Source organism: Cupriavidus sp. 05N38, assembly GCF_056397345.1.
Genome location: NZ_JBFTNF010000023.1, coordinates 59,227 through 79,941, shown reverse-complemented (window position 1 = coordinate 79,941; position 20,715 = coordinate 59,227). Strand labels below are relative to the sequence as shown.

Annotated in this window: 22 protein-coding genes; 13 read left to right on the top strand and 9 right to left on the bottom strand. The window is 69.0% G+C overall.

Features of this window, described 5'->3' with window-relative positions:
- The first annotated feature begins 19 nt into the window (after positions 1-19).
- Positions 20-901 carry a hypothetical protein gene (locus tag AC1DK4_RS18275; protein ID WP_441616659.1) on the top strand — a complete coding sequence of 294 codons (882 nt, stop codon included), beginning with the start codon at positions 20-22 and terminating at the stop codon, positions 899-901.
- A 192-nt stretch (positions 902-1,093) separates the two neighbouring features.
- Here AC1DK4_RS18275 and AC1DK4_RS18270 read toward each other — a convergent pair whose 3' ends face one another.
- A complete protein-coding gene (locus AC1DK4_RS18270) occupies positions 1,094-1,984 on the bottom strand; it encodes a LysR substrate-binding domain-containing protein (RefSeq protein WP_441616657.1) in 891 nt (296 codons plus the stop codon).
- A gap of 268 nt (positions 1,985-2,252) precedes the next feature.
- On the opposite strand from AC1DK4_RS18270, the gene AC1DK4_RS18265 reads away from it, so the two are divergent.
- The 7 genes from AC1DK4_RS18265 (at position 2,253) to AC1DK4_RS18235 (ending at position 8,351) form a co-directional block, all read left to right on the top strand.
- The gene (locus AC1DK4_RS18265; RefSeq protein WP_441616655.1) at positions 2,253-2,816 is read left to right on the top strand and encodes a carboxymuconolactone decarboxylase family protein; all 564 of its coding nucleotides are present in this window, start codon (positions 2,253-2,255) and stop codon (positions 2,814-2,816) included.
- Between the two features lie 71 nt (positions 2,817-2,887).
- Complete coding sequence (locus tag AC1DK4_RS18260; RefSeq protein WP_441616653.1) at positions 2,888-3,688, top strand: SDR family NAD(P)-dependent oxidoreductase; 801 nt, start codon at positions 2,888-2,890, stop codon at positions 3,686-3,688.
- 40 nt (positions 3,689-3,728) lie between these two features.
- Positions 3,729-4,739, top strand: coding sequence for a Bug family tripartite tricarboxylate transporter substrate binding protein (locus AC1DK4_RS18255; protein WP_441616651.1), 1,011 nt, complete (start codon positions 3,729-3,731; stop codon positions 4,737-4,739).
- A gap of 84 nt (positions 4,740-4,823) precedes the next feature.
- Positions 4,824-5,657: an amidohydrolase family protein gene (locus tag AC1DK4_RS18250; protein WP_441616649.1), complete on the top strand. Its 834-nt coding sequence runs from the start codon at positions 4,824-4,826 to the stop codon at positions 5,655-5,657.
- 17 nt (positions 5,658-5,674) lie between these two features.
- Positions 5,675-6,631 (top strand): SMP-30/gluconolactonase/LRE family protein, encoded by a 957-nt coding sequence (locus tag AC1DK4_RS18245; protein WP_441616647.1) that lies wholly within the window; start codon positions 5,675-5,677, stop codon positions 6,629-6,631.
- A 63-nt stretch (positions 6,632-6,694) separates the two neighbouring features.
- Positions 6,695-7,678: a Bug family tripartite tricarboxylate transporter substrate binding protein gene (locus AC1DK4_RS18240; RefSeq protein WP_441616645.1), complete on the top strand. Its 984-nt coding sequence runs from the start codon at positions 6,695-6,697 to the stop codon at positions 7,676-7,678.
- A gap of 4 nt (positions 7,679-7,682) precedes the next feature.
- Positions 7,683-8,351 (top strand): glutathione S-transferase family protein, encoded by a 669-nt coding sequence (locus tag AC1DK4_RS18235; protein ID WP_441616643.1) that lies wholly within the window; start codon positions 7,683-7,685, stop codon positions 8,349-8,351.
- A gap of 24 nt (positions 8,352-8,375) precedes the next feature.
- On the opposite strand, the gene AC1DK4_RS18230 is transcribed toward AC1DK4_RS18235, so the two are convergent.
- Genes AC1DK4_RS18230 through AC1DK4_RS18205 form a run of 6 tightly spaced genes read right to left on the bottom strand, consistent with a single transcriptional unit; the run spans position 8,376 to position 13,733 of the window.
- Entirely contained in the window at positions 8,376-9,575 is a 1,200-nt protein-coding gene (locus AC1DK4_RS18230; RefSeq protein ID WP_441616641.1) for a CaiB/BaiF CoA transferase family protein, read from the bottom strand.
- Positions 9,576-9,589: 14 nt separating this feature from the next.
- Complete coding sequence (locus AC1DK4_RS18225) at positions 9,590-10,585, bottom strand: tripartite tricarboxylate transporter substrate binding protein (protein WP_441616639.1); 996 nt, start codon at positions 10,583-10,585, stop codon at positions 9,590-9,592.
- A gap of 60 nt (positions 10,586-10,645) precedes the next feature.
- On the bottom strand, positions 10,646-11,449 hold the full coding sequence (locus AC1DK4_RS18220) for an enoyl-CoA hydratase/isomerase family protein (RefSeq protein WP_441616637.1): 804 nt from the start codon (positions 11,447-11,449) through the stop codon (positions 10,646-10,648).
- A gap of 13 nt (positions 11,450-11,462) precedes the next feature.
- Positions 11,463-12,224: an SDR family NAD(P)-dependent oxidoreductase gene (locus tag AC1DK4_RS18215; RefSeq protein ID WP_441616635.1), complete on the bottom strand. Its 762-nt coding sequence runs from the start codon at positions 12,222-12,224 to the stop codon at positions 11,463-11,465.
- Between the two features lies 1 nt (position 12,225).
- Entirely contained in the window at positions 12,226-13,371 is a 1,146-nt protein-coding gene (locus AC1DK4_RS18210; RefSeq protein WP_441616633.1) for a thiolase family protein, read from the bottom strand.
- Entirely contained in the window at positions 13,368-13,733 is a 366-nt protein-coding gene (locus tag AC1DK4_RS18205; protein ID WP_441616631.1) for a Zn-ribbon domain-containing OB-fold protein, read from the bottom strand. Before AC1DK4_RS18205 ends, AC1DK4_RS18210 begins: the two co-directional genes overlap by 4 nt.
- Positions 13,734-13,933: 200 nt before the next feature.
- Between AC1DK4_RS18205 and gcvA the strand changes: the two genes are divergently transcribed.
- A complete protein-coding gene (gcvA, locus tag AC1DK4_RS18200; protein WP_441616629.1) occupies positions 13,934-14,836 on the top strand; it encodes a transcriptional regulator GcvA in 903 nt (300 codons plus the stop codon).
- 45 nt (positions 14,837-14,881) lie between these two features.
- Here gcvA and AC1DK4_RS18195 read toward each other — a convergent pair whose 3' ends face one another.
- Positions 14,882-15,793 (bottom strand): oxidoreductase, encoded by a 912-nt coding sequence (locus tag AC1DK4_RS18195; protein WP_441649925.1) that lies wholly within the window; start codon positions 15,791-15,793, stop codon positions 14,882-14,884.
- A 412-nt stretch (positions 15,794-16,205) separates the two neighbouring features.
- Between AC1DK4_RS18195 and AC1DK4_RS18190 the strand changes: the two genes are divergently transcribed.
- The 3 genes from AC1DK4_RS18190 to AC1DK4_RS18180 are packed head-to-tail and all read left to right on the top strand — an operon-like array spanning position 16,206 to position 18,611.
- The gene (locus AC1DK4_RS18190; protein ID WP_441616625.1) at positions 16,206-17,168 is read left to right on the top strand and encodes a Bug family tripartite tricarboxylate transporter substrate binding protein; all 963 of its coding nucleotides are present in this window, start codon (positions 16,206-16,208) and stop codon (positions 17,166-17,168) included.
- A gap of 40 nt (positions 17,169-17,208) precedes the next feature.
- Complete coding sequence (locus AC1DK4_RS18185) at positions 17,209-18,096, top strand: PhzF family phenazine biosynthesis protein (RefSeq protein ID WP_441616830.1); 888 nt, start codon at positions 17,209-17,211, stop codon at positions 18,094-18,096.
- Positions 18,093-18,611 (top strand): RidA family protein, encoded by a 519-nt coding sequence (locus tag AC1DK4_RS18180; protein WP_441616623.1) that lies wholly within the window; start codon positions 18,093-18,095, stop codon positions 18,609-18,611. Before AC1DK4_RS18185 ends, AC1DK4_RS18180 begins: the two co-directional genes overlap by 4 nt.
- Here the strand turns inward: AC1DK4_RS18180 and AC1DK4_RS18175 are convergent.
- Positions 18,569-19,345: a helix-turn-helix transcriptional regulator gene (locus AC1DK4_RS18175; protein WP_477115869.1), complete on the bottom strand. Its 777-nt coding sequence runs from the start codon at positions 19,343-19,345 to the stop codon at positions 18,569-18,571. The two genes, AC1DK4_RS18180 and AC1DK4_RS18175, sit on opposite strands and share 43 nt — an antisense overlap.
- A 338-nt stretch (positions 19,346-19,683) precedes the next feature.
- Here AC1DK4_RS18175 and AC1DK4_RS18170 point away from each other — a divergent pair, with 338 nt between their 5' ends.
- Positions 19,684-20,682, top strand: coding sequence for an O-fucosyltransferase family protein (locus AC1DK4_RS18170; RefSeq protein ID WP_441616619.1), 999 nt, complete (start codon positions 19,684-19,686; stop codon positions 20,680-20,682).
- The last annotated feature ends 33 nt before the right edge of the window (positions 20,683-20,715 follow it).

Sequence of the window (20,715 nt, the reverse complement as noted above, 5' to 3'; positions counted from 1 at the left end):
GGGTCAGACAGGGCGAGCCATGAGTAGAAGATTCTGGGTATCGAAGCGGACGGGAAACGGCACGCGGGTGGGGATCGGTGCGTCGTCCGGACGGGGCGGGAGCAACGATGCCCGGGTCTACGCTTCGCAGGACATCGGCAACGGCGTCAGGATCGGCGCCAGCATGCCGGCCGGCAGACTGCTGACGCTATGGGCCACGGGCGCCCTGGTGATCGGCATCGCGGTCGTGGTCATGCACTACGGCTTCGGCTGGTTCCCGGATGCCTGCAAGCCCGGCGACACGGCCTGCCTGGCGGCAGAGAACGCCAGGTACCAGGCGAGCATCCGGGAGCGCGTGGAAACACTCTACCGGACCCTCCACGATCCCGGAGCCGACGCCGCCGAACGGGAGAACGCAGCCTACTCCCTGGCGCGCTTCAAGGCCGACGGCCACGTCCCCATGGCCGAGCGCGCCGCCTACGCACACGAAAAGCGGGAAGAGGCCGAGCGCCAGGAACAGAAGCTGTTCGAGCAGGAGTCCCGCCATCTCGCCAGGATCCGCAATGCCATGATGCAACGCGGTTGGTATCCCAGTGAAGCCGACCGCCGCTTCCTCGATCAATCCGAAGAACTGGACCGCCAGGACCCCGGCCGCATTCAACGCCGCGAGAAGCTGGAGCCCGCCCAGCAGCGCGACGCTACCGGCATCGCGCGCGAGAGCGCCCGCCTCTACCAGCAGCGGCAGGCCGAAGACGCGCAGCGCCGCCAGCGCTTGCTGGCCGTGCAAGAGCGCCAGCAGGAGATCCTGAGCCGCGAGCAGAAGCCTGCCTTGCCGCAGGAGCAGCGCGAGCAAGCGCCGGCGCCGGCCGCAATCCAGGCACCCGCGCAGGGCGCGGACCGGAGCATGTACATGGGCGGGTGAGTGGCAAAGGGGCCGATCACCGCGGCCCTGCCCCTTCGGCCAGCGCGAAGCTCGCTGGCCTGGCCGCGCTCGCGATGCGTCTCGCCGGCCATGACGTGGCCGCGATCGTCGTGGACGACAACAAGCCCGAGGCAGGTTCCGATACGGACCTGATGCGGCAGATCCGCCTGGCGCCGGCCGAGCGCGCCGGCCTCAATTGCCCGCCGGCACGCCGAGCAGGCCCAGCGCCCGCGCCAGCACCGGCGACTGGTTGCCGGGATGCCAGATCACCGAATACTCGGCCTGCGCCTGCGCAGCCGTGCCCGCCAGCGGCTTGAGCACCACGCCGGGCAGCGCCGCCCGGCCCAGCGTGCGCGGCACCAGCGAAACGCCCCGCCCCAGCGCCACCAGGCTCACCACCGAAAGCAGGTGCCGCACGTAGTGCCGGATGTTCGGGCTGAAGCCGGATTGCAGGCAGGTGGAGACGATGAGATCGAAGTAGCCCGGCGCACTCTCGCGCGGAATCACGATGAAGGTCTCATCCTCCAGCTCGGCGGGGTCGATGCGCCGGCGCTGCGCCAGCCGGTGCGTGGCGGGCAGCGCGGCTACCAGCGGCGTGCGAGCGACCAGGTGCGTGGCCATCTCGCCGGCGCCGGCCTGCACCTGGGCAAAGCCGAGATCGATGCGGTCATGGCGCAGCGCTTCCACCTGCTCGGACGAGCCCATCTCCTCCCACACGGTCTCCACGCCGGCCAGGTCCCGCTCCAGCCGCGCGAACAGCTTCTCGATGCCGATATAGATCACGGCTGCCACAAAGCCGATGCGCAGGGTGCCGGTCTCGCCATGCTCGGCGCGGCGCACCACCTGCATGGCAATCTCGGCCTGGCTGAGAATGCGGCGCGCCTCCTGCACCAGCGCGCTACCCGCGGGCGTGAGCCGCACGCTGCGCTTGTTGCGGTCGAACAGCATCACGCCGAGCTGCGCCTCGAGCTGCTGGATGTGCTTGGTCAGCGGTGGCTGCGAAATGCGCAGGCGCTCGGCGGCGCGGCCAAAATGCAGCTCTTCGGCCAGGGCCAGGAACATTCGCAGGTCTCGCATTTCCATGCATCGTCTCGCATCGGATCAGGGTTCGGTAATTCTAATTTGGAATTAGTCTGTTCCAAAAAATATATTGGACGATGCCAGGCTCCGCTCCGCACAATGCAGCCAGCATCGCAAATGCAGCGCACCTGCGACCAGCACAGCGGCGCGATCCGTGCGCGACAGAACAGCAGCACAACAGAACGATACGGAGACAAGCCATTCCCGCGCGCGCCGCACCGGCAGCGTGGCGGCATGCCGTACCTCCGCCCAACGACCGAAGAAAGCCGCCATGACCCGACTCGCCCCGCTTGCCCCCGCCGACATGACCCCAGAGCAACGCGCCGTGCACGACACCATCGTCGCCGGCCCGCGCGGGCAGGTGCGCGGCCCGCTCGCCGTGTGGCTGCACCGCCCCAAGCTGGCCGCGACCGCGCAGGCGCTGGGCCAGTATTGCCGCTATGACTCTTCGCTGCCGGCGCGCCTGTCGGAGCTGGCCATCCTGGTGATGGGGCAGTTCTGGGGCGCCGAGTTCGAATGGTGGGCGCACAAGCCGCTGGCACTGAAGGCCGGCATCAGCGCCGAGGTGGTCGAAGCCATCCGCACCGGCCAGGCGCCGCGGTGCGATCGCGAGGACGAGGCCGTGGTGATCGCGGTGATGCACAGCCTGACGCGCGAGCGCAGGATCCCTGCGGCGCTCTACCAGCAGGCCGTGGACGTGCTGGGCCAGGACAACGTGATCGACCTGGTCGGGCTGGCCGGCTACTACACGCTGATTTCCATGACGATCAACGCCTTCGAGGTGATGCCGCCCGAAGGCACGGCGCCGGAACTCGGCGACGCCCGTGGCGGCTGAATAGACATCCCCGCGCCATCCCTGGCACCGCCTCTCCAATGAACACGCAAGCACGCAAGGAAGCACAGATCATGTCGAAGAGACTGCAGGGCAAGGTCGTCATCGTCACCGGCGCAGGATGCGTCGGCCCCGGATGGGGCAACGGGCGCGCCGTCGCGGTGCGCTTCGCCGAAGAAGGCGCCAGGGTATTCGCCGTGGACAAGAGCGCGGCGGCCATGGAAGAAACGCTGGAGCGCGTGCGCGCCGTGCAGGGCGAGGTCGAGCCCCATACCTGCGACATGACCAGCGCCGCCGGGGTGCAGGCCATGGTCGAGGCCTGCGTGGCCCGTTTCGGACGCGTGGACATCCTCGTCAACAACGTGGGCGGCTCCGCCCGCGGCGGCCCGGTGGATCTCAGCGAGGAAAGCTGGGATGCGCAGATCGATTTCAACCTGAAGAGCGTCTTCCTGGCCTGCAAGCAGGTGCTGCCGCTGATGGTGGCGCAGGGCGGCGGCGCCATCGTCAATACCGCCTCCACCTCGGGCATCCGCTGGACCGGCGCGGCCCAGGTCGGCTATGCCTCGGCCAAGGCCGCGGTGATCCAGTTCTCGCGCGTGGTGGCGGTGGAGTACGCCAGGCAGAATGTCCGCGTCAACACCGTCATCCCCGGGCAGATGCATACGCCCATGGTGGAAGCACGCCTGGCCGGCCAGCGCGCCGGCGGCGACGTGGACGCCCTGCTTGCGCAGCGCGTGGCGCGCATCCCGCTGGGCTTCATGGGCGACGGGCGCGATACGGCCAACGCCGCGCTGTTCCTGGCCTCGGACGAGGCGCGCTTCGTCACGGGCGCGGAGCTCGTGGTGGACGGCGGCATGAGCGTGCGCTGCGACTGAGCGGACGAACCCGACAAGAAAACCAGGAGACAAACCACAGATGGCATCGCGCAATCGTCCTTGCCCCACCCGCCGCACCGTGCTCAACGCCCTGCTGGGCGCAGCCGTGGCCGCCGGCATGCTTTCGGGGGCCACGCAGGCCAGCGCCGCGGGCTACCCGGACAAGCCCGTGCGCATGGTGGTCGCCTTCTCGCCTGGCGGCCCCACCGACATCATCGCGCGCGTGATCGCGCGCAAGCTGGGCGAGCGCCTCGGCCAGCAGGTGCTGGTTGACAATCGCCCCGGGGCCGGCGGCAATATCGCCTCGGAGCAGGTCGCGAAGGCGCCGGCGGACGGCTACACGCTGCTCTACAACAGCTCCTCCATCGCCATTTCGCCAGCGCTGTTCCACAAGCCTGGCCTGAACCCGGCGGAGATCTTCACGCCGGTGGCCTATGTCGCCACGGTGCCGCTGGTGGTGATCGTCAATGCCGCCACGCCGGTCAAGACACCGCAGGACTTCCTCAAGCTGCTCAAGGCCCAGCCGGGCAAGCTCAACTTCGGTTCGTCCGGCAACGGCACCATCGACCACCTGACCAGCGTGCTGTTCGCCGCGAAGACCGGCACCACGTTCAACCATATCCCATACAAGGGCAACGCCGCTGCGCTGCCCGACCTGCTCTCGGGCCGGCTCGATTTCATGATGTCCGGCAGYCTGAACGCCGTCATGCCCTTCATCAAGGACGGCAAGCTGCGCGCGATTGCCGCCACCACCAGCCGCCGCGTGTCGATCCTGCCCGACACGCCCACACTGGCGGAGACCATCACGCCCGGCTTCGACTCGGGCACATGGCAGGGCATCGTGGCGCCGGCCGGCCTGCCCGCGGCCATCGCCGCGCGGCTGAACCGCGAAGTCGCGGCGGTGCTGGCCGACCCCGAGACCATTGCCGCCCTGCATGCCCAGGGCGCCGAGCCCATCGGCGGCAGCGCCGCCAGATACGGCGAACTGATCAAGACCGAGTACGCACGATGGACGCGCGTGGTCAAGGAAACCGGCGCGAGCTCGGACTAGGCGTCCGGACCAAGCGCCCGGACCAGGCACAGCCCGGCCCCGCCCGTCTCCGATCAATTCGCAGCCAGGAGAACAAGACCCATCATGACCCAGCCTGACGCCGGTGCCGCCACGCGCGGCACCTGGGATTGCCACACCCATATCTTTGGCCCCTACGATGCGCATCCGCTGCCGTCGGACGCCATCTACAGCCCGCCCGCGGCACCCTTCGCCGAGCTGCGCGCGCTGCACGCGGCGCTCGGCATCGTCCACGGCGTGCTGGTGCAGGGCGCCTGCTACGGCGACGATCACAGCGCCCTGCTGGCGGCGCTGGATGCCAGCGCCGGCACCTACCGCGGCGTGGCGCTGATCGATCCCGAGATCGACGAGGCGCGCCTGGCGGACATGCATGCGCGCGGCGTGCGCGGCATCCGGCTTGGCCTGATGTCGCACCTGGGCGGCGCCATCGATCCGGGCCGCATGCGGGCCATGCTCGATCGCATCCGTCCCTATGGCTGGCATGCGCTGCTGCACGGCCAGCTGACGGACGTGACCGGAGCGCTGGAGACACTCGAGGCGCACGGCGTCAAGCTGGTCGTGGACCACATGGCGCGCGTCGAGGCGGCGCGCGGCGTGGACTACGCGGAATTCACCGCGCTGGAGCGGCTGCTGGCGCTGCCCAATGTGTGGATCAAGCTGTCGGGCCCGGACCGCATCACCAGCGGCACGGCGCCCTTCGCCGCCGCCGTGCCGGTGGCCCGCCGCCTGCTGGAGATCGCACCCGCGCGCGCCATCTGGGGCAGCGACTGGCCCCATCCCAATATCGCCTACGCGCGCCCGGACGAAGCGCAGCTGCTGGCGTGGATCCACGCCGTCTGTGGCGGCGCGGCCGGCGCCGATGCCGTGCTGGTCCGCAACCCTGCCCGCCTGTACGCCTGACCCCACCCGGAGATCCCATGACCAGCCTTGCCCCCGCTCCAATGCCGCTGATCCGCTACCCGGACCCCGCCGTGCAGGTGCTCAGCCCCGCCTTCGAGAAATACCGGCTGGTGCTGGCCGCGGTGGAGCGCATCGCCGGCGGCAGCCGCTGGGCCGAAGGCCCGGTATGGTTCGGCGACGGCCGCTACCTGCTGTGGAGCGACATCCCCGGCAACCGCATCCTCAAATGGGAGGAAGCCACCGGCGCCATCAGCGAGTTCCGCGCCCCTTCCGGCCACGCCAACGGCAACACGCGCGATCGCCAGGGCCGGCTGGTGAGCTGCGAGCATGGCGGCAGGCGCGTCACGCGCACCGAGTACGACGGCAGCATCACCGTGCTGATGGACCGCTTCGAGGGCAAGCGCCTGAACTCGCCGAACGACGTGGTGGTGAAGTCCGACGGCTCGATCTGGTTCACCGACCCGCCCTTCGGCATCGCCGGCTACTACCAGGGCGAACAGGCCGAAGCCGAGCTGCCCGAGCGGCTGTACCGGCTCGACCCCGTGACCGGCGCCGCCAGCGTGGTGGCCGACGACATCAGCGGCCCCAATGGCCTGGCCTTCTCCCCGGATGAACGCATCCTGTACGTGATCGAATCGCGCGCCCGCCCGCGCCGTATCCGCGCGTTCGACGTGGAGGCCGGCGGCGCCCGGCTCGGCGCCAGCCGGGTGCTGGTGGACGCCGGGCCCGGCACGCCGGACGGCTTCCGCGTGGATGTGGACGGCAACCTCTGGTGCGGCTGGGGCATGGGCACGCCGGAGCTCGATGGCGTGCGCGTGTTCTCGCCGCAAGGCGAGCCGATCGGCCATATCGCGCTGCCCGAGCGCTGCGCCAACCTCTGCTTTGGCGGGCGCCAGCGCAACCGGCTCTTCATGGCGTCGTGCACCTCGATCTACGCGCTTTACGTAAATACGCAAGGCGCGGCGGGCGGGTAAGCGCCTGGTGCGCCCACACCCCGGCTAGCGCCACGCATGCGAACGACAGGACAGGAGACCTAGATGCAACCACGCACCACACGCCGCGCGCTCGGCACCGCACTGCTGGCGAGCCTGCTCGCGCCGCTGCTGGCCTTGCCCGGCACCGCGCAGGCCGCACCCATCACCCGCCTGGTGGTGGCCTTCCCCGCGGGCGGCCCGGCCGACTCCCTGGCGCGCGTGATCTCGCGCCAGCTGGAGACCGAACTGAAGCAGACCGTGGTCATCGACAACCGGCCGGGCGCCAACGGCGCCATCGCCGCCGGCTTTGTCGCCAAGTCGCCGCCGGACGGCTCCGTGCTGTTCCTCACCAGCGCCGGCGCCATCGTCATCAACCCGGCCCTGTACGCAAACCTGCCCTACAACCCGCAGAAGGACCTGGCGCCGATCTCGATGGTGGTCAACACGCCCGAGGTGCTGGTGGTCAAGCCCGATGCCAGCGCCGCCACCGCCGCCGCCTTCGTCAAGCAGTCGCAGCAGGCCGCCAAGCCGCCCAGCCTCGCCTCCACCGGCGTCGGCAGCATGCCGCACATGGCGATCGAGCTGTTCAAGGCGGCCACCAGCGTCAACTTCCTGCACGTGGCCTATAAAGGCGCCGCCCCGGCCATCACCGACACCCTCGGCGGCCAGGTGGATGCCTTCTTCGGCGACGCCTCCGGCCTGATGCCCTTCATCACCAGCAAGCGTCTCAGGCCCATCGGCGTGGCCGCGCCCCGGCGCCTGCCTTTCCTGCCCGAAGTGCCCACGCTGGCCGAGCTCGGCATCGCCAATGTCGAGGCCAGCAACTGGTACGGCATGATGGCGCCGGCCGGCACGCCGCCTGCCGTGGTCAACCGCATCAATGAAGCGCTGCGCCACACGCTGGCCGCGCCGGAGGTCCGCAAGAGCCTGGACCAGCTAGGCCTGGTGCCGGCGCCGGGCAGCGCGGCGGAATTCGCCGCCATCATCCGCGCGGACGCCGCCAAATGGGCCCGCGTCATCAAAGACCGCAATATCCACGGAGAATAAGCCGATGCAGCCCGATGCCCAGTCGCTGTCGCCCTCCGCCACCCCGCTGCCCGGCCGCCTCAACCTGTTCTGGTCGCCGCGCTCGCCTTTCGTGCGCCGCGTCATGGTGGCCGCGCACGAACTCGGGCTGGCACAGGCCATCCACCGCATCGATGCCGTGGTGTCCATGACCACCTGCCACGCCGGGCTGATGCGCATCAACCCGCTCAGCAAGATCCCCACGCTGGTGACCGAAGACGGCGCCGCCCTGTTCGACACGGTGCTGATCTGCGAGTACCTCGACAGCGTGGCCTGCGTGCCCTCGCTGTTTCCCCCGGCGGGCGAGGCGCGCCTGCAGGCCATGCGCTGGCACGCGCTCGGCCACGGCCTCACCGACCTGCTGGTGCTGTGGCGCAATGAGCGCAACCGCCCGGCGGCGCAGCAGTCGGGCGACACCATGCGCGCCTGGGATGCCAAGCTGCGCGCCACGCTCGCCACGTTGCAGGCCGAGGCGGCGGCCCTGCAAGCCGCGCCGCTGTCCATCGGCCAGATCGCCGTGGCGTGCGCGCTGGGATACCTGGATTTCCGCTTCGCCGAGATGGCATGGCGTGCCGGCGTGCCCGCGCTCGGCGCGTGGTTCGACGCTTTCAGCCGGCGCGAGTCGATGCAGGCGACGCTGCCGTCGCAGGGGTAGCGCGGGCGCGGGTCCGGGGCAAGGTCAGTGCGCCGCGCAGAGCGCGCCGGCGGCAACCATGCCCGCCACCTCATCCGCACCGAATGCCAGCTCTTCCAGGATCTCGCGATTGTGTTCCCCGAGCGACGGCGCACGCGTGTGCGGCAACGCATTCTCGACGGCACTGTTGATCGGGAATCCCGGCATCCGTATCTCGCCATGCGCGCCGCCTTCCATGCTGGCGATCATGCGGTTGGCCAGCACTTGCGGGTGGCGGGTGGCATCCTCGTAGCTGGCGACTTTCGCGCACAGGATGTCGGCGTCCTTCAGGACCCGCAGCCAGTGCGCGGCGGCGCGGGTGCGGAACACCGCGCCCAGCTCCGCCTTCATGGCGGCGCGGTGCTCGACCCGCCGGGCCGACGAGGAGAAGCGCGGCTCCTGTGCGATGTGCGCGAGCCCCAGCACCCCGCACAGGGTGGGCCAGCGGCTGCCGTTGTAGGCGGCCACCATGATCCAGCCGTCGGCGCACTGGAACGCCTCGTTGGGCGCGGAGTACGGCGCGGCGCTGCCGATGCGCTCGGGCAGGACGCCGTCGGCCAGGTAACTGGTCAGCGAGGCCTGCTGCAGGGCCAGCGCGGCGTTCAGCAGGTTGACGTCCAGGTGCCCGCCCTGCCCGTCGCGCTCGCGGGCGTTGAGCTTGGCCAGCACGCCCACGCAAGCGACATAGCCCGTCATCATGTCCACCACCGGCGCCTGCACCTTGCACGGCTCGGCCCCGGGCACGCCGACCAGGCTCATCAGCCCGGAATCCGCCTGCAGGATGCCGTCGACGCCCGCCTCGTGCGCGTACGGGCCGCCCTGGCCGTAGGCCGATACGGAGCAGTAGACCAGTCGCGGATTGTCCGCGGCCACCTGCTCGTAGGCCAGCCCCAGCCTTGCCATCACGCCCGGGCGCATGCTCTCGATCACCACGTCGGCCCGGGCCACCAGCCGCCTGGCCACGGCCAGGCCCTCCGCTGTCTTCAGGTCCAGGCAGATGCCCCGCTTGTTGCGGTTGAAGCCGTGATACAGGGCGCTGTCCTCGCCGATCCAGCCCGGGCCGAGCTGGCGGCCGAGGTCGCCGTCCGGGCCTTCGACCTTGGTGACGCTCGCGCCCATGTCGGCCAGCAGCATCGCGCACAGCGGCCCCGCCGCGATCTGCGCGAACTCGACCACCTTCAACCCCTCCAGTGCCTTACGCAGCATGATGCTCTCCCTGCCTACAGTTCGACCTTCAGGCCCGTGGCTTTGACCAGGTTGGCCCAGCGCGTGGCGTCCCTGGCCAGGATGGCCTTGAGCTCGTCCGGCGTCGACGACGTCGGCTCGAAGCCCTGCTTCGCAAGGGAGCCGTCCGCCCGCAGGCTCTTGACGGTCTGCACCAGCGCCGCGCTGAGCTTGTCGACATTGGCGCGCGGCATGCCGGCCGGTGCCAGCATGCAGTACCAGAGCGCGGCATCGTAGTTCTTCAGCCCCGCTTCCTCGAAGGTCGGCAGGTCCGGCAGGCCGGGCGCGCGCTGCTTGCCGGCGATGCCGAGCGGGCGCAGCTTCTTTGCCTGGATGAAGGTCAGCACCGAGGCCATGGTGGCGAACGAGGTAGGCACCTGCCCGGCGACCACGTCGCTGATCGCCGGCGACGTGCCCTTGTACGGCGCGTGCAGCAGATCGGTCTTGGTCAGGAAAGTGAACAGCTCGCCGGCCAGGTGCTGGGGCGTGCCGACGCCCGGCGTGCTGTAGGAGAGCTTGCCCGGGTGTGTCCTGGCGTATTGCAGGAACTCCTGCAGCGTCTTGTACGGCTCGTTCGGATTGACCACCAGAAGGATGGGTACCGAGGCGATCATGCCGACCGGCGCGAAGTCGCGCTCCACGTTGAACGGCGTCTTGTTGCCGATGGCCGGGTTGATGGTGATCTGGTTCGAGGCAAGCACCAGCGTGTGGCCATCGGTGGCGCGCGCCGCCAGCTCGGTGCCGAGGTTGCCCCCCGCGCCGGGGCGATTGTCCACGATCACCTGCTGGCCGAGGAGCTTCGACATGCCCGGCGCGATCGCGCGCGCCAGGATATCGTTGCCGCCGCCGGGCGCGAATGGCACGATCAGGCGGATGGTCTGCGAGGGGAACCTGGCGGCGTCCGCCGCGGCCGCGGCGCCGGCCATGCCGGCAAGGCCGGCCAGCGACAGCATCGCGGTGGCGATGCGCTTGGACAGGGTTGGGTGGTACATGGTGTGGTCTCCTGGCTTGTCTTCGTCTTGGGTGATTGAAACGCAGCGGGACTTCGGGATTCAGCGGCCGGCGTAGCGCGGATCCCGCTTCTCGGCAAACGCCTGACGGCCCTCCACGCGGTCCTGCGTGTCCCGCAGCGCGCCCCAGTAAAGCTCGGTGAGCTGCTGCGCGTCGGTATCGCTGAGGTGCGCCGTCTGGCGCGCCAGGCGCTTGATGGCCTGTAGCGCAAGCGGGCCGTTGCGGGCAATGCGCCTGGCGATCTCCATCGCGCCGGGGATCAGCGCGTCCGGCGCGAACACGTCGGAAACCAGCCCCATGCCGAGCGCCTGCTGCGCGTCGATATGGCTTGCCGTCAGCGCCATCTTCATGGCATGCGCGCCCGGCACGGCCCGCAGCAGCCTGTGCAGGCCCGATACCGCGGGAATCGAGGCCACCGCCGCCTCGGGCAGGCCGAAGCGTGCCGTGCTCGATGCCACGCGGATATCGCATTGCAGCGCCAGCTCCAGCCCGCCGCCCAGGCAGTAGCCGTTCACGGCGGCAATCACCGGCTTCCAGAGATCCAGGCCCGCGAGGTCCATCAGGCGGATATAGAGGCCGCGCTCGGCGGCCGTGCCGGTTTCACGGAACATGGCTTCCGGGTAGCTGGCGGCAGACACGGCCGTGCCCTTGAGGTCCGCGCCCGCGCAGAAGGCCTTGCCGCCCTCGCCGGTCACGATGCACACGCGCAGGTCGTCGCGGTCGCGAAAATCGGCAAGGTGCCCGCGCAACGCCTTCAGCGTGGCGAGATCGAGCGTGTTCAGCGCCTGCGGCCTGGCAATGGTGAGGATGGCAACGTTGCCGTCGACCTGTAGGTTCGCGCTCATGGCTTGACTCCTCTCAGACGCTGGGGCTGGCCAGGCTGCGGCCGCCGCAGACATAAAGCAACTGGCCGGTGATATACGAGGCAGCCGGCGAGAGGAAGAACTCCACCGCATGGGCAATATCCTCCGGCGTGCCGATGCGCTGCACCGGCACCGATGCCTGCAGGCGCGCCTGCACTTCGGGCTTGAACTCGCGGAACAGCGGCGTGTCCACGATGCCCGGCGCGATGGCATTGACCGTGATCCCTTCTCGCGCGAACTCCAGCGCCAGGCTGCGCGTCAGGCTGACCACGCCGCCCTTGGCCGCCGAGTAGTTGGCCTGGCCGAAGCCGCCCAGCCAGGCGCGCGAAGAGATATTCACGACGCGCCCGAAGCCGCGCTCCACCATGCCCGGCAGCACCGCCTGGCACGCCAGGAACTGCGAGCGCAGGTTGGTCGAGATGACGAGGTCCCAGTCCTCCTCGGTCATCTTGAGGAAGCGCTTGTCGCGCACGGCACCGGCGTTGTTGACCAGATAGTCGATGCGGCCCGCCCACTCCGCGGCGTGCGCCACCGCGCCGGCGACTTCCTTGCCGTTGGTGAGGTCGACCACCACGCCGTGGGCCTTGTGCCCCGCTTCCTGGATCGACTTCACCGCGCCGGCCAGCGCCTGCGCGTCGCGGTCGAGGATCACCACCGCCACGCCCTGCCGGGCCAGCCGGCTGGCGATGCCGAAGCCGATGCCCCGCGCCGCGCCCGTCACCACCGCCACGTGGCCTTGTTCCAATTGGTCGCTCATTTCAGACTCCCAGCAAGTGAACCGAAGACGCCGCGTGATCCACGCCGGCAATGCCGCCGCCCGTGCACTGCGCCAGCCCGATCACGGGCATGCCCGCCTGGCGAGCCCCGGCCCTGCCCTGCAGTTGCCAGGTCAGCTCCACCATCTGCGCCACGCCGGTGGCGCCGAGCGGGTGCCCCTTGGCCAGCAGGCCGCCACTGGGGTTGACCGGCACCCTGCCGCCCAGCCGCGTGGCGCCAGAACGCAGCAGGTCCACCGCGTGGCCCGGCCGGGCCAGGCCCAGCGCCTCGTAATAGATCAGCTCGGCGATGGTGAACGCATCGTGCAGCTCGACCACGCCCACATCTTCCGGCGCGACGCCGGCCGCCTCATACGCCAGCCGGGCGGCGCGCGCGGTGATCTCGGCGTCGAGAATGTCGTCGTGTGCCTCCTCGCGCATGCCGGACTGCACGATCGAAGCAAGCACCTTCACGGGCTTGTTGCCGGCCGGCACATCGGTGCCCAGCACCAGGGCCGCCGCGCCGTCCACCTGCGAGGGGCAGCACTGCAGCAAGGTCAGCGGATCCGCCACCATGCGCGATGCCAGCACGGCTTCGATCGTGGTCTCGCTGCGCTGCTGGGCATATTCGTTCAGCGTGCCGTGGTGGCGGTTCTTGACGGCGATGGCGGCGAGGTCTTCGCGGGCGGCATCGCGTTCGTGCAGGAAGCGCGTGGCGCGCATGGCATAGACCGCCGGCAGGACCATCCCGGCCTTGGCATACAGATTGGTCTTTTCATCGTTGAGCTGCATCGGAATCGTGCCGCCGCCCAGCTGCGTGAGCTGCTCGATGCCGAACACCAGTACCTTGCGGTACTGCCCGGCCAGCAGGGCATGGCGCGCCAGGTGCACGGCGGTGGCACCGCTGGCGCAGGCGTTCTCGACGTTGTAGACCGGGATGCCGCTGAAACCGAGATCACGGGCGATCACCTGGCCGAGGATCATGCCGCCGAACACGTTGGCGCAATAGATGGCCTCGATCTCCCGCACCGCAGCACCGGCATCGTCGAGCGCCGCCAGGATGGCGCGGTGCGCCAGTTCCGGTGCCATGGTGTCCTGGTGCCGTCCGAACGCCGTCATGGCGACGCCGGCGATGTAGATATTGCTCATGCTGCTTCTCCTTGCGCGCGGGCACTGAAGACATAACCAAGCGCCTGGTCCGGCTCGGCGCGGCAAAGCGCGCCGATCGACGGCGGCAGCGCACCATTGACCCGTCCGAAGATGCGCACCGGCTGGTCGCGCATATCGACATAGCCCACCGCATACGGCGCCTGCCCGCTCTTGGGGTTGGGATGGATCACCGTGAAGCTGTACAGCGTGCCGAACAGGCCGACGTCCACGTCGTCATGGCCGGCCGCGAGCACGGCGGCGGGCGCGAACGCCGGGAAAACCAGCTCGCCGGTTGCGCGTTCGCGCGATGCGAGCAGAGATGCCCCGGATTGGCTCCACAAGCGTTGATGGATTGCTTCCATTTGCAGTTCCTCTGGTATGCCCTGGCGCGATGCGCTGGCCGGGCCGTTGGATGACGAGTTCATGATGGTTCATGGCAATGCCGCCGACAAACGAGATTTCTGGCCGTCTCGCTTGAGTTTTTATCAAGCGAGCGGCACCATGGGCGCATCGGTCCGCGCCCCGGTTGACAAAGCGCGCCGCACTCCTTACAACCATCGTCATGGACCGACTGCCACCCCTCAACGCCATCCGCGCCTTCGAAGCCACGGCCCGCCATCTGAGCATGACGCAAGCCGCCAGCGAGCTGAGCGTGACCCCCGGCGCCGTCAGCCGGCAGATCCGCACGCTGGAGAGCTTTCTCGGCATGCCGCTGCTCTACCGCGGGCATCGCGAGATCACGCTCACGCGCGAAGGCGCGGAGTACTTCAAGGCCATGAGCAAGGTGGTGGAGCAGATCCGCGACGCCACCCGGCGCGTGCGCGGCACCAGCGAGCGCAAGCAGCTCAAGGTGCGCGCCTACACCACCTTCGCCATGCGCTGGCTGATCCCGCGCCTGTCGAGCTTTCACGGCAAGCACCCGAAGATCGAGGTCTTGCTGACGGCCTCGCTGGAGCCCGTGGACTTCCGCAAGGAAGACCTGGACTTCGCCATCCGCCTTGGCGACGGACGCTGGCCGGACGTCGACTGCGAGCGGCTGGTGGCCAATATCCTGGTGCCGGTCTGCAGCCCCGCGCTGCTGGAGAAGTCCGCCAGCAAGCTCAAGAAGCCGGCGGACCTGGCTGCGTTCGTGCTGCTGCACTCCATCGCCCGCCCCGACGACTGGCAGGTCTGGCTGCAGAAGGCGCGCGCCGCGGGCAAGGTAGACGCGCATTCCGGCCTCACCTACCAGAGTTCGGCCATGGCCTATTCCGCCGCGCTCGAAGGCCACGGCGTGGCCATCGCCCAGCAGTTCCTGGTGGAAGACGACCTGGCGGCCGGCAAGCTGGTCAGGCCCTTCGCGCAGTCGGTGGACATGGGCGACTACACCTACTACCTGCTCCAGCCGGCCCACCGCAAGCAGAGCGCGCACGCCAGGGCGTTCCGCAACTGGCTGCTCGCCGCCTTTGCCGGCGGCGAGGCGTAGCTTTCCTTCCCGGCCACGATCCCGGCGGCGATCCCGACCGCGGACTCAGCCGCGCACGTCGTCGTGGTCGGTGGACATGGCCACCTCTTCCCACTGCGCCAGTTCCGCTTCGACCGACTGGTTGATCTCGCGGATCTTGGCCACCGTATCGGAGCCCAGCGGCAGGCGCAGCGGCGGCTCGGCGCTGTCGGCCAGCTGCAGGATCGCCGTGGACAGCTTGCGCGGATCGCCGGGTTGCTTGTGGTTGGCCGCGGCCATCATGGTGCGCATGGCGCCCACCGTCTGCTCGTAGGCGTCGATCCGGCTGGCCGTCGGCACCATCGAGCTGGACTCCAGGAAATCCGTGCGGAAGAACCCGGGCTCGACCACGGTAGCGTGGATGCCGAGCGGGGCCAGCTCGACGCGCAGCGCTTCCGTGATGCCCTCCAGCGCGAACTTGGTGGCGCCGTACACGCCCCAGCCCGGGTACGCGACATAGCCCCCGATCGACGAGATATTGATCACGTGGCCGCTGGACTGCGCGCGCATCGTGGGCAATACCGCACGCGTGACGCTCAGCACGCCGAACACGTTGGTGTCGAACTGCCGGCGCACTTCCGCGTCGCTGGCCTCCTCCACCGCGCCGAGCAGGCCATAGCCGGCGTTGTTCACCAGCACATCGATACGCCCGAAGCGCGCCACGGCCTGCTTCGCGACGTCGATCGCATCGGCCTCGCTGGTGACATCGAGCCTGGCGGCCAGCAGGTTGGGATGCTCGCCCAGCGCGGCGATGATGGCTTCGGGATTGCGCGCGGTGGCGACAACGCGGTCGCCGCGGTCCAGTGCATCCTGCGCGATCAGCACGCCGAAACCGCGCGACGCGCCGGTGATGAACCACACCTTGGCGGTGGCCGGGATAGTCTGAATTGCCTGGGTGGTCTGGGTAGCCTGGGCGGTCTGGGTGATGGACTGGGACATGATCGATCTCCTTGAGGTTGGAATCCGCCGTGGCGCTGCGTTGCTGGCTCACTGCGGCTTGGGAGTCTTCATGGTAGGACGCACCCCATTCACAAACTAGATGGARTCCTTTTGTTTTATTCACAACCAATCGTTACCAATAACGAAGGACGGCAAGGCATCTCCTGTGGGTTCCGCAGCCCGTCGCGCATGCGTATGCTTGCGCCCGCCAGCACCAGGGTGATGAATGGCGATTCTGTTGACGCCGGGAGTTGCCAATCAGCTGTGGCACCGCCACGCCTGCACGCTCCGGTGCAAGGCACGACGCCCGTCGCATTCTGGTTCAAACCCTGTCGCATTCCGGTTTGGCGTGGCTAACGCCGGCCAATACAGTGAAGGCGTTCATTCAAAGGGGAACGCCATGGCGTCAAGCATGCGAATACGCTACCGGGCTTCGGCCTGTCTCATCGCTGTCCTGTCCTGCGGCACGGCCTGCGCGCAAGTCTGGCCGTCGAAGCCGGTCACGCTCGTCGTGCCGTTTCCGGCCGGCGGCGGCACCGATCTCGTGGTGCGCTCTGTGCAGCAGAAACTGCAGGCCGAACTCGGGCAGCCGGTGGTTGTCGACAACCGCAGCGGGGCCGGCGGCACGATCGGCTCCACCTTCGTCGCGCGCGCCGCGCCGGACGGCTATGTGATCGGCGTTGCCACCACCAGCACGCATGCGGTGAGCGTCAGCGTCTACCCCAGGCTGCCCTACCAGCCGGCCAGCGATTTTGCGTATGCGGGCTTTATCGGCACCTCGCCCTATGTGCTGGCGGTCAACCGCGCGCTGCAGGCGGGCAGCACCAGAGACCTGATCGAGAAGCTGCGCCACGACAAGGGCCAGAACAGCTTCGCCTCGGTCGGCGTCGGCACGGTCTCGCACCTGATCGGCGAGCAGTTCCGCAAGCTCGCCAATGTGCCCATGACGCACGTCCCCTATCGGGGCGCGGCGCCGGCCTATACCGACCTGATGGGTGGACAGGTGCAGATCATGTTCGACAACCCTGTGGGGCTTGCGCCGTATATCAAGGCGCACAAGCTGACCGCGCTTGCCACCACCGCGCCCACGCCGTTGCTCGGCAACGTGCCCACCTTTGCCAGCCAGGGCATCCCGGACTTCTCGCAACAACTCTGGTACGGGCTGGCCTTCCCCAAAGGCACGCCCGCCGCGATCGTCGAGCGCCTGAACCGCGCGCTGAACAAGGTGCTCAACGACAAGGATGTCGTGAAGGACCTCGCGGAGAAAGGCGTCACGGCCCGCCCCGGCACGCCCGCGGAGATGCAGGCAGCGGTGGTGCACGACATTCCGTACTGGGGCGCCATCGCCAAATCCGTGGGAGCGACCATTGAATAAGACAGCCTGGATCCCCGCACCCGCACCGGGCGAAGTCGCCATGATCAACGTGTTCGTCGGCGGCGATAGTGGCGATGGCGTCAGCGCCGGCGGCGGCAACCCCGTGCCCCTGGTGGCCGACGCCCGCGGCATGACTTCGGCGGCGATGCAGTCGGTCGCGGCGGCATACGGCCACGAGTCCGCCTTCGTCCTGCCGGCCACCGCGCCGGGCTTCGACCTGCGGCTGCGCTTCTTCGTGCCGCAGCACGAGATGGAAATGTGCGGCCACGCGACGGTCGGCTCGCTGTGGGCCTTGCGCCAATGGCAGCAGTGGACGGCCCCGACCGCGCGCATCGAAACGCTCAGCGGCGCCGTCGATGCGCGGTGGGACGACGCCGGGCAACGCGTATGGATCTCGCAGCCGCCCGTGCAGACGCGCGTGCTGACCGTGCAGGAACGCCACCGGGTCGCGGCGGTCCTCGGGCTTGCTACCGAAGCGGCCGGCTACGCCATGACCAACGCATCGACCAGCCGGGTCAAGACCCTCATTGCGCTACCGGACCTGGACACGCTGCATGCCCTGCGCCCCGATTTCGCGGCAATGGAGTCGTTGTGCGCAGCGATCGGCTCCACGGGGCTCTATCCGTACGTCCTCACCTCCCTGCCGCAGACCACCGGCGGCTACGCCGTGGCACACGCCCGCCAGTTCCCGAAGTCTTCCGGCTATCCGGAAGACGCGGCCACCGGCATCGCCGCCGCCGCGCTGTGGGGACATCTGGTGGCGTCCGGCGCGCTCGGCGCCGCGGGCGGCGAACCACCCGCCGTGTCCGTGCGCCAGGGCGAAAGCATGGGCCGGCCGTCGGAAATCCTGGTCGCGCCGCGCGCGTCGGAGACAGGCGCGCCGCAGGGGTGCTGGCTCAGCGGAAACGTGGCATGGGCAAGCGCATGACAACACTGACGCCGGAAGCACGACTAGCCGCTGCGGGCCATGTACTGCCGCCGGCGCCGCAGCCGCGCGGTGCCTATGCGCCATTCAACGTAGCCGGAGACTGGATCGGGATCAGCGGACAGACCTCAAGGCGCGACGGCGTGGCCATGGCCGGCATGTGCCGGGCAGACGCCGATGTGGAGCCGGCAAGACAAGCGGCGCAAGTCGCCATGCTGAACGCGCTGGCCGCGCTGAGGGCCGCGTGTGGCGGAGGGCTGGAGCGCGTGGTCCAGGTCACGCGCCTGCGCGGATTCATCCGCAGCGGCACGGACTTCACGCGGCACACCGCCGTGCTGGACGCGGCATCGGATGTCCTCAGCCATGCCTTCCCCGAGCACGCCCTGCCCGCGCGCACGGCGGTAGGCGTGGCGAGCCTGCCCGACCAGGCCTGGATCGAGATCGAACTGGAGGCGCGCCTGTCGCCGGCAGCCAGTCATTCGCCATCGTCCGAGCCGCGCAGCAGCCGCGTCAGATGACCACTGCTGGCAAAGCCCAGCTGCTCGCTCACCCTGGCTAGCGGCCGGCCCTCCGCCAGCAGCGTGCGCGCATGCGCCGCCAGCACCCGCCGCCGCACGGCGACCGGGCTGGCGCCCAGTTCCAGCTGGCAGGCACGCTGCAGTTGCCGCATCGATACGCCCAGGCCCGCGGCCACCACTTCGATCGAAGGCAGCGCGGCGTCCCGCTCCAGCGCTGCCGTAAAGCGCCCCACCATCCGCAGCGCGACCGAGGCCGGCTCGGCCGGCACCGCCAGCGGCCTGCCTGCCATCAGCTGCGCCACGATCGCCCGCACCAGCAGCGCCGCGCTGGCCGGCGCGAGCATCGGCGACAGCAGCGCCTCCAGCATCGCGATGGTCGCCGCGTCCAGGTGCACCGCGCCGAAATGACTCAGCGCGCGCAGATGCTCGGGCGCCAGGTAGAGTTCGCCGTGCTGCTGCCGCCCGGCCTCGGCGACGGTCAGGTGCGTGGTTCTCGCCGGCAACAGCACGGCATCGCCGCGAACCAGCCGCGTGGACACCGCGCGCGCATCGTCCGGGCGGTCCGCGCGCGCCTCCCACATGCTCTTCAGCCGCCCCATGCGCGGCCACAGCAACATGCCGCAGTCATGGGTATGCCACTCGCGGCGGAAATCCGCCTGCCGGCTGTCATGCAGGGCAAAGCCATGCTCGGCGACCAGATGCAGCTTCGGGGAGAAATGGATGGGTGAGGCCATGGCGTAGAAGTCACCGCCGGGGATGGGCCGGGGCTCTGCCGGACATGATACGCCGGCCGGGACCGGGTGACCTGTTCGCCGCGCAATGCACCGCACTGGTGCTCGCAAGAAACGCGCCGTGCGCCAGGCATTTTCTCGCTTGCCGCGCTCACCCGGCCGTTGCGCGATAGACTCACTTCACGCGCGCCTGCCAGCGCACAGACGTATCTGTGCGGCGTCCCACAAATCGAAGCGACTCTTCCTTGTACGCTGCCATGTGCTGCGCATGGCGCGCCGCCGCGCAAGGATGCCGCGCGGACGCTCAATCCCGCGATGCGACCCCCGAACAGGAGCAGGGCATGTTGCGAAAGGTGATGGACCGGGCGAGACAGCTCCGGCGCAGTGAGCGGTTCAAGCATTCCGTGGCCACGCTGAGCCGCATATCCCTGCATGCGAAGCAACGGCTGAACCGTGGGGTGTTCGCCATCGACATCCACGAGAATTCCGGGTTCTTCTCCGTGCTGCAGATGGTCCTTTTCATCCTGATGTATTGCGAGGAGAAAGGGCTGGTTCCCTGCATCTCCGCGCGCGGCCGCATCTACGGCGATCCCGAAGGCAGGACAGACTGGTTCTCGACCTTCTTCGAATCCGTGCAGCGCCCGTCGCAAGCACCGTCGTCACGAAAGGTGCGGACCTCGATCGTCCACGACCTGGTTCAACTGGGATTCCGCGAGCGCTACGAGTCCAAGCTCGAACTCAAGAGTGCCAGCGCGCTGTTCTACGCGCACTACCGGCCCGCCGCGCATATCGTCGAAGAGGTCGATGCGCTCTGCGAGGCGCTCGGCATCGGCGGGTCGACACTCGGCGTGCATTACAGGGGCACCGACAAACGGCACGAGGCAGAGTCGATCTCCTGGGAAGCGTTCTGCAAGGTCGTCGAGTCAACCTTGTCGGAGAATCCCCGCCTGACCAGCATCTTCGTCTCCAGCGATGAAAGGGCGTTTCTCGACTTCTTCGTCGCCTGGCCGTTCGACAGGCCGGTCGGCGTGGCACCCTCGAGACTGCTCGCCAACGGCAGCATGCCGATCCATTTCGGTGGCTATTCGGGCCTGGAGATCGGCCGTGAAGCGCTGGTCTCCTGCCTGCTGCTGTCCAGGTGCGGCTTCCTGGTGAAAACGCCGTCTTACTTGTCTGCCTGGTCGAAGATCTTCAATCCGTCGCTGCCGGTGCGGCTCGCGTCGCCGCCCCGGGCGGATGCGTTCTGGTTTCCGGATAGTCAGCTGTGGGTTGAGAATGACCTGGCGCAAGCTGGCCAGGAGAAATGGGCGGCGGCGCCGGAAACACTGTCGCCACGCTAGGCGTAGCGAGCGGAGAAGGAAATGTGAGTGCAG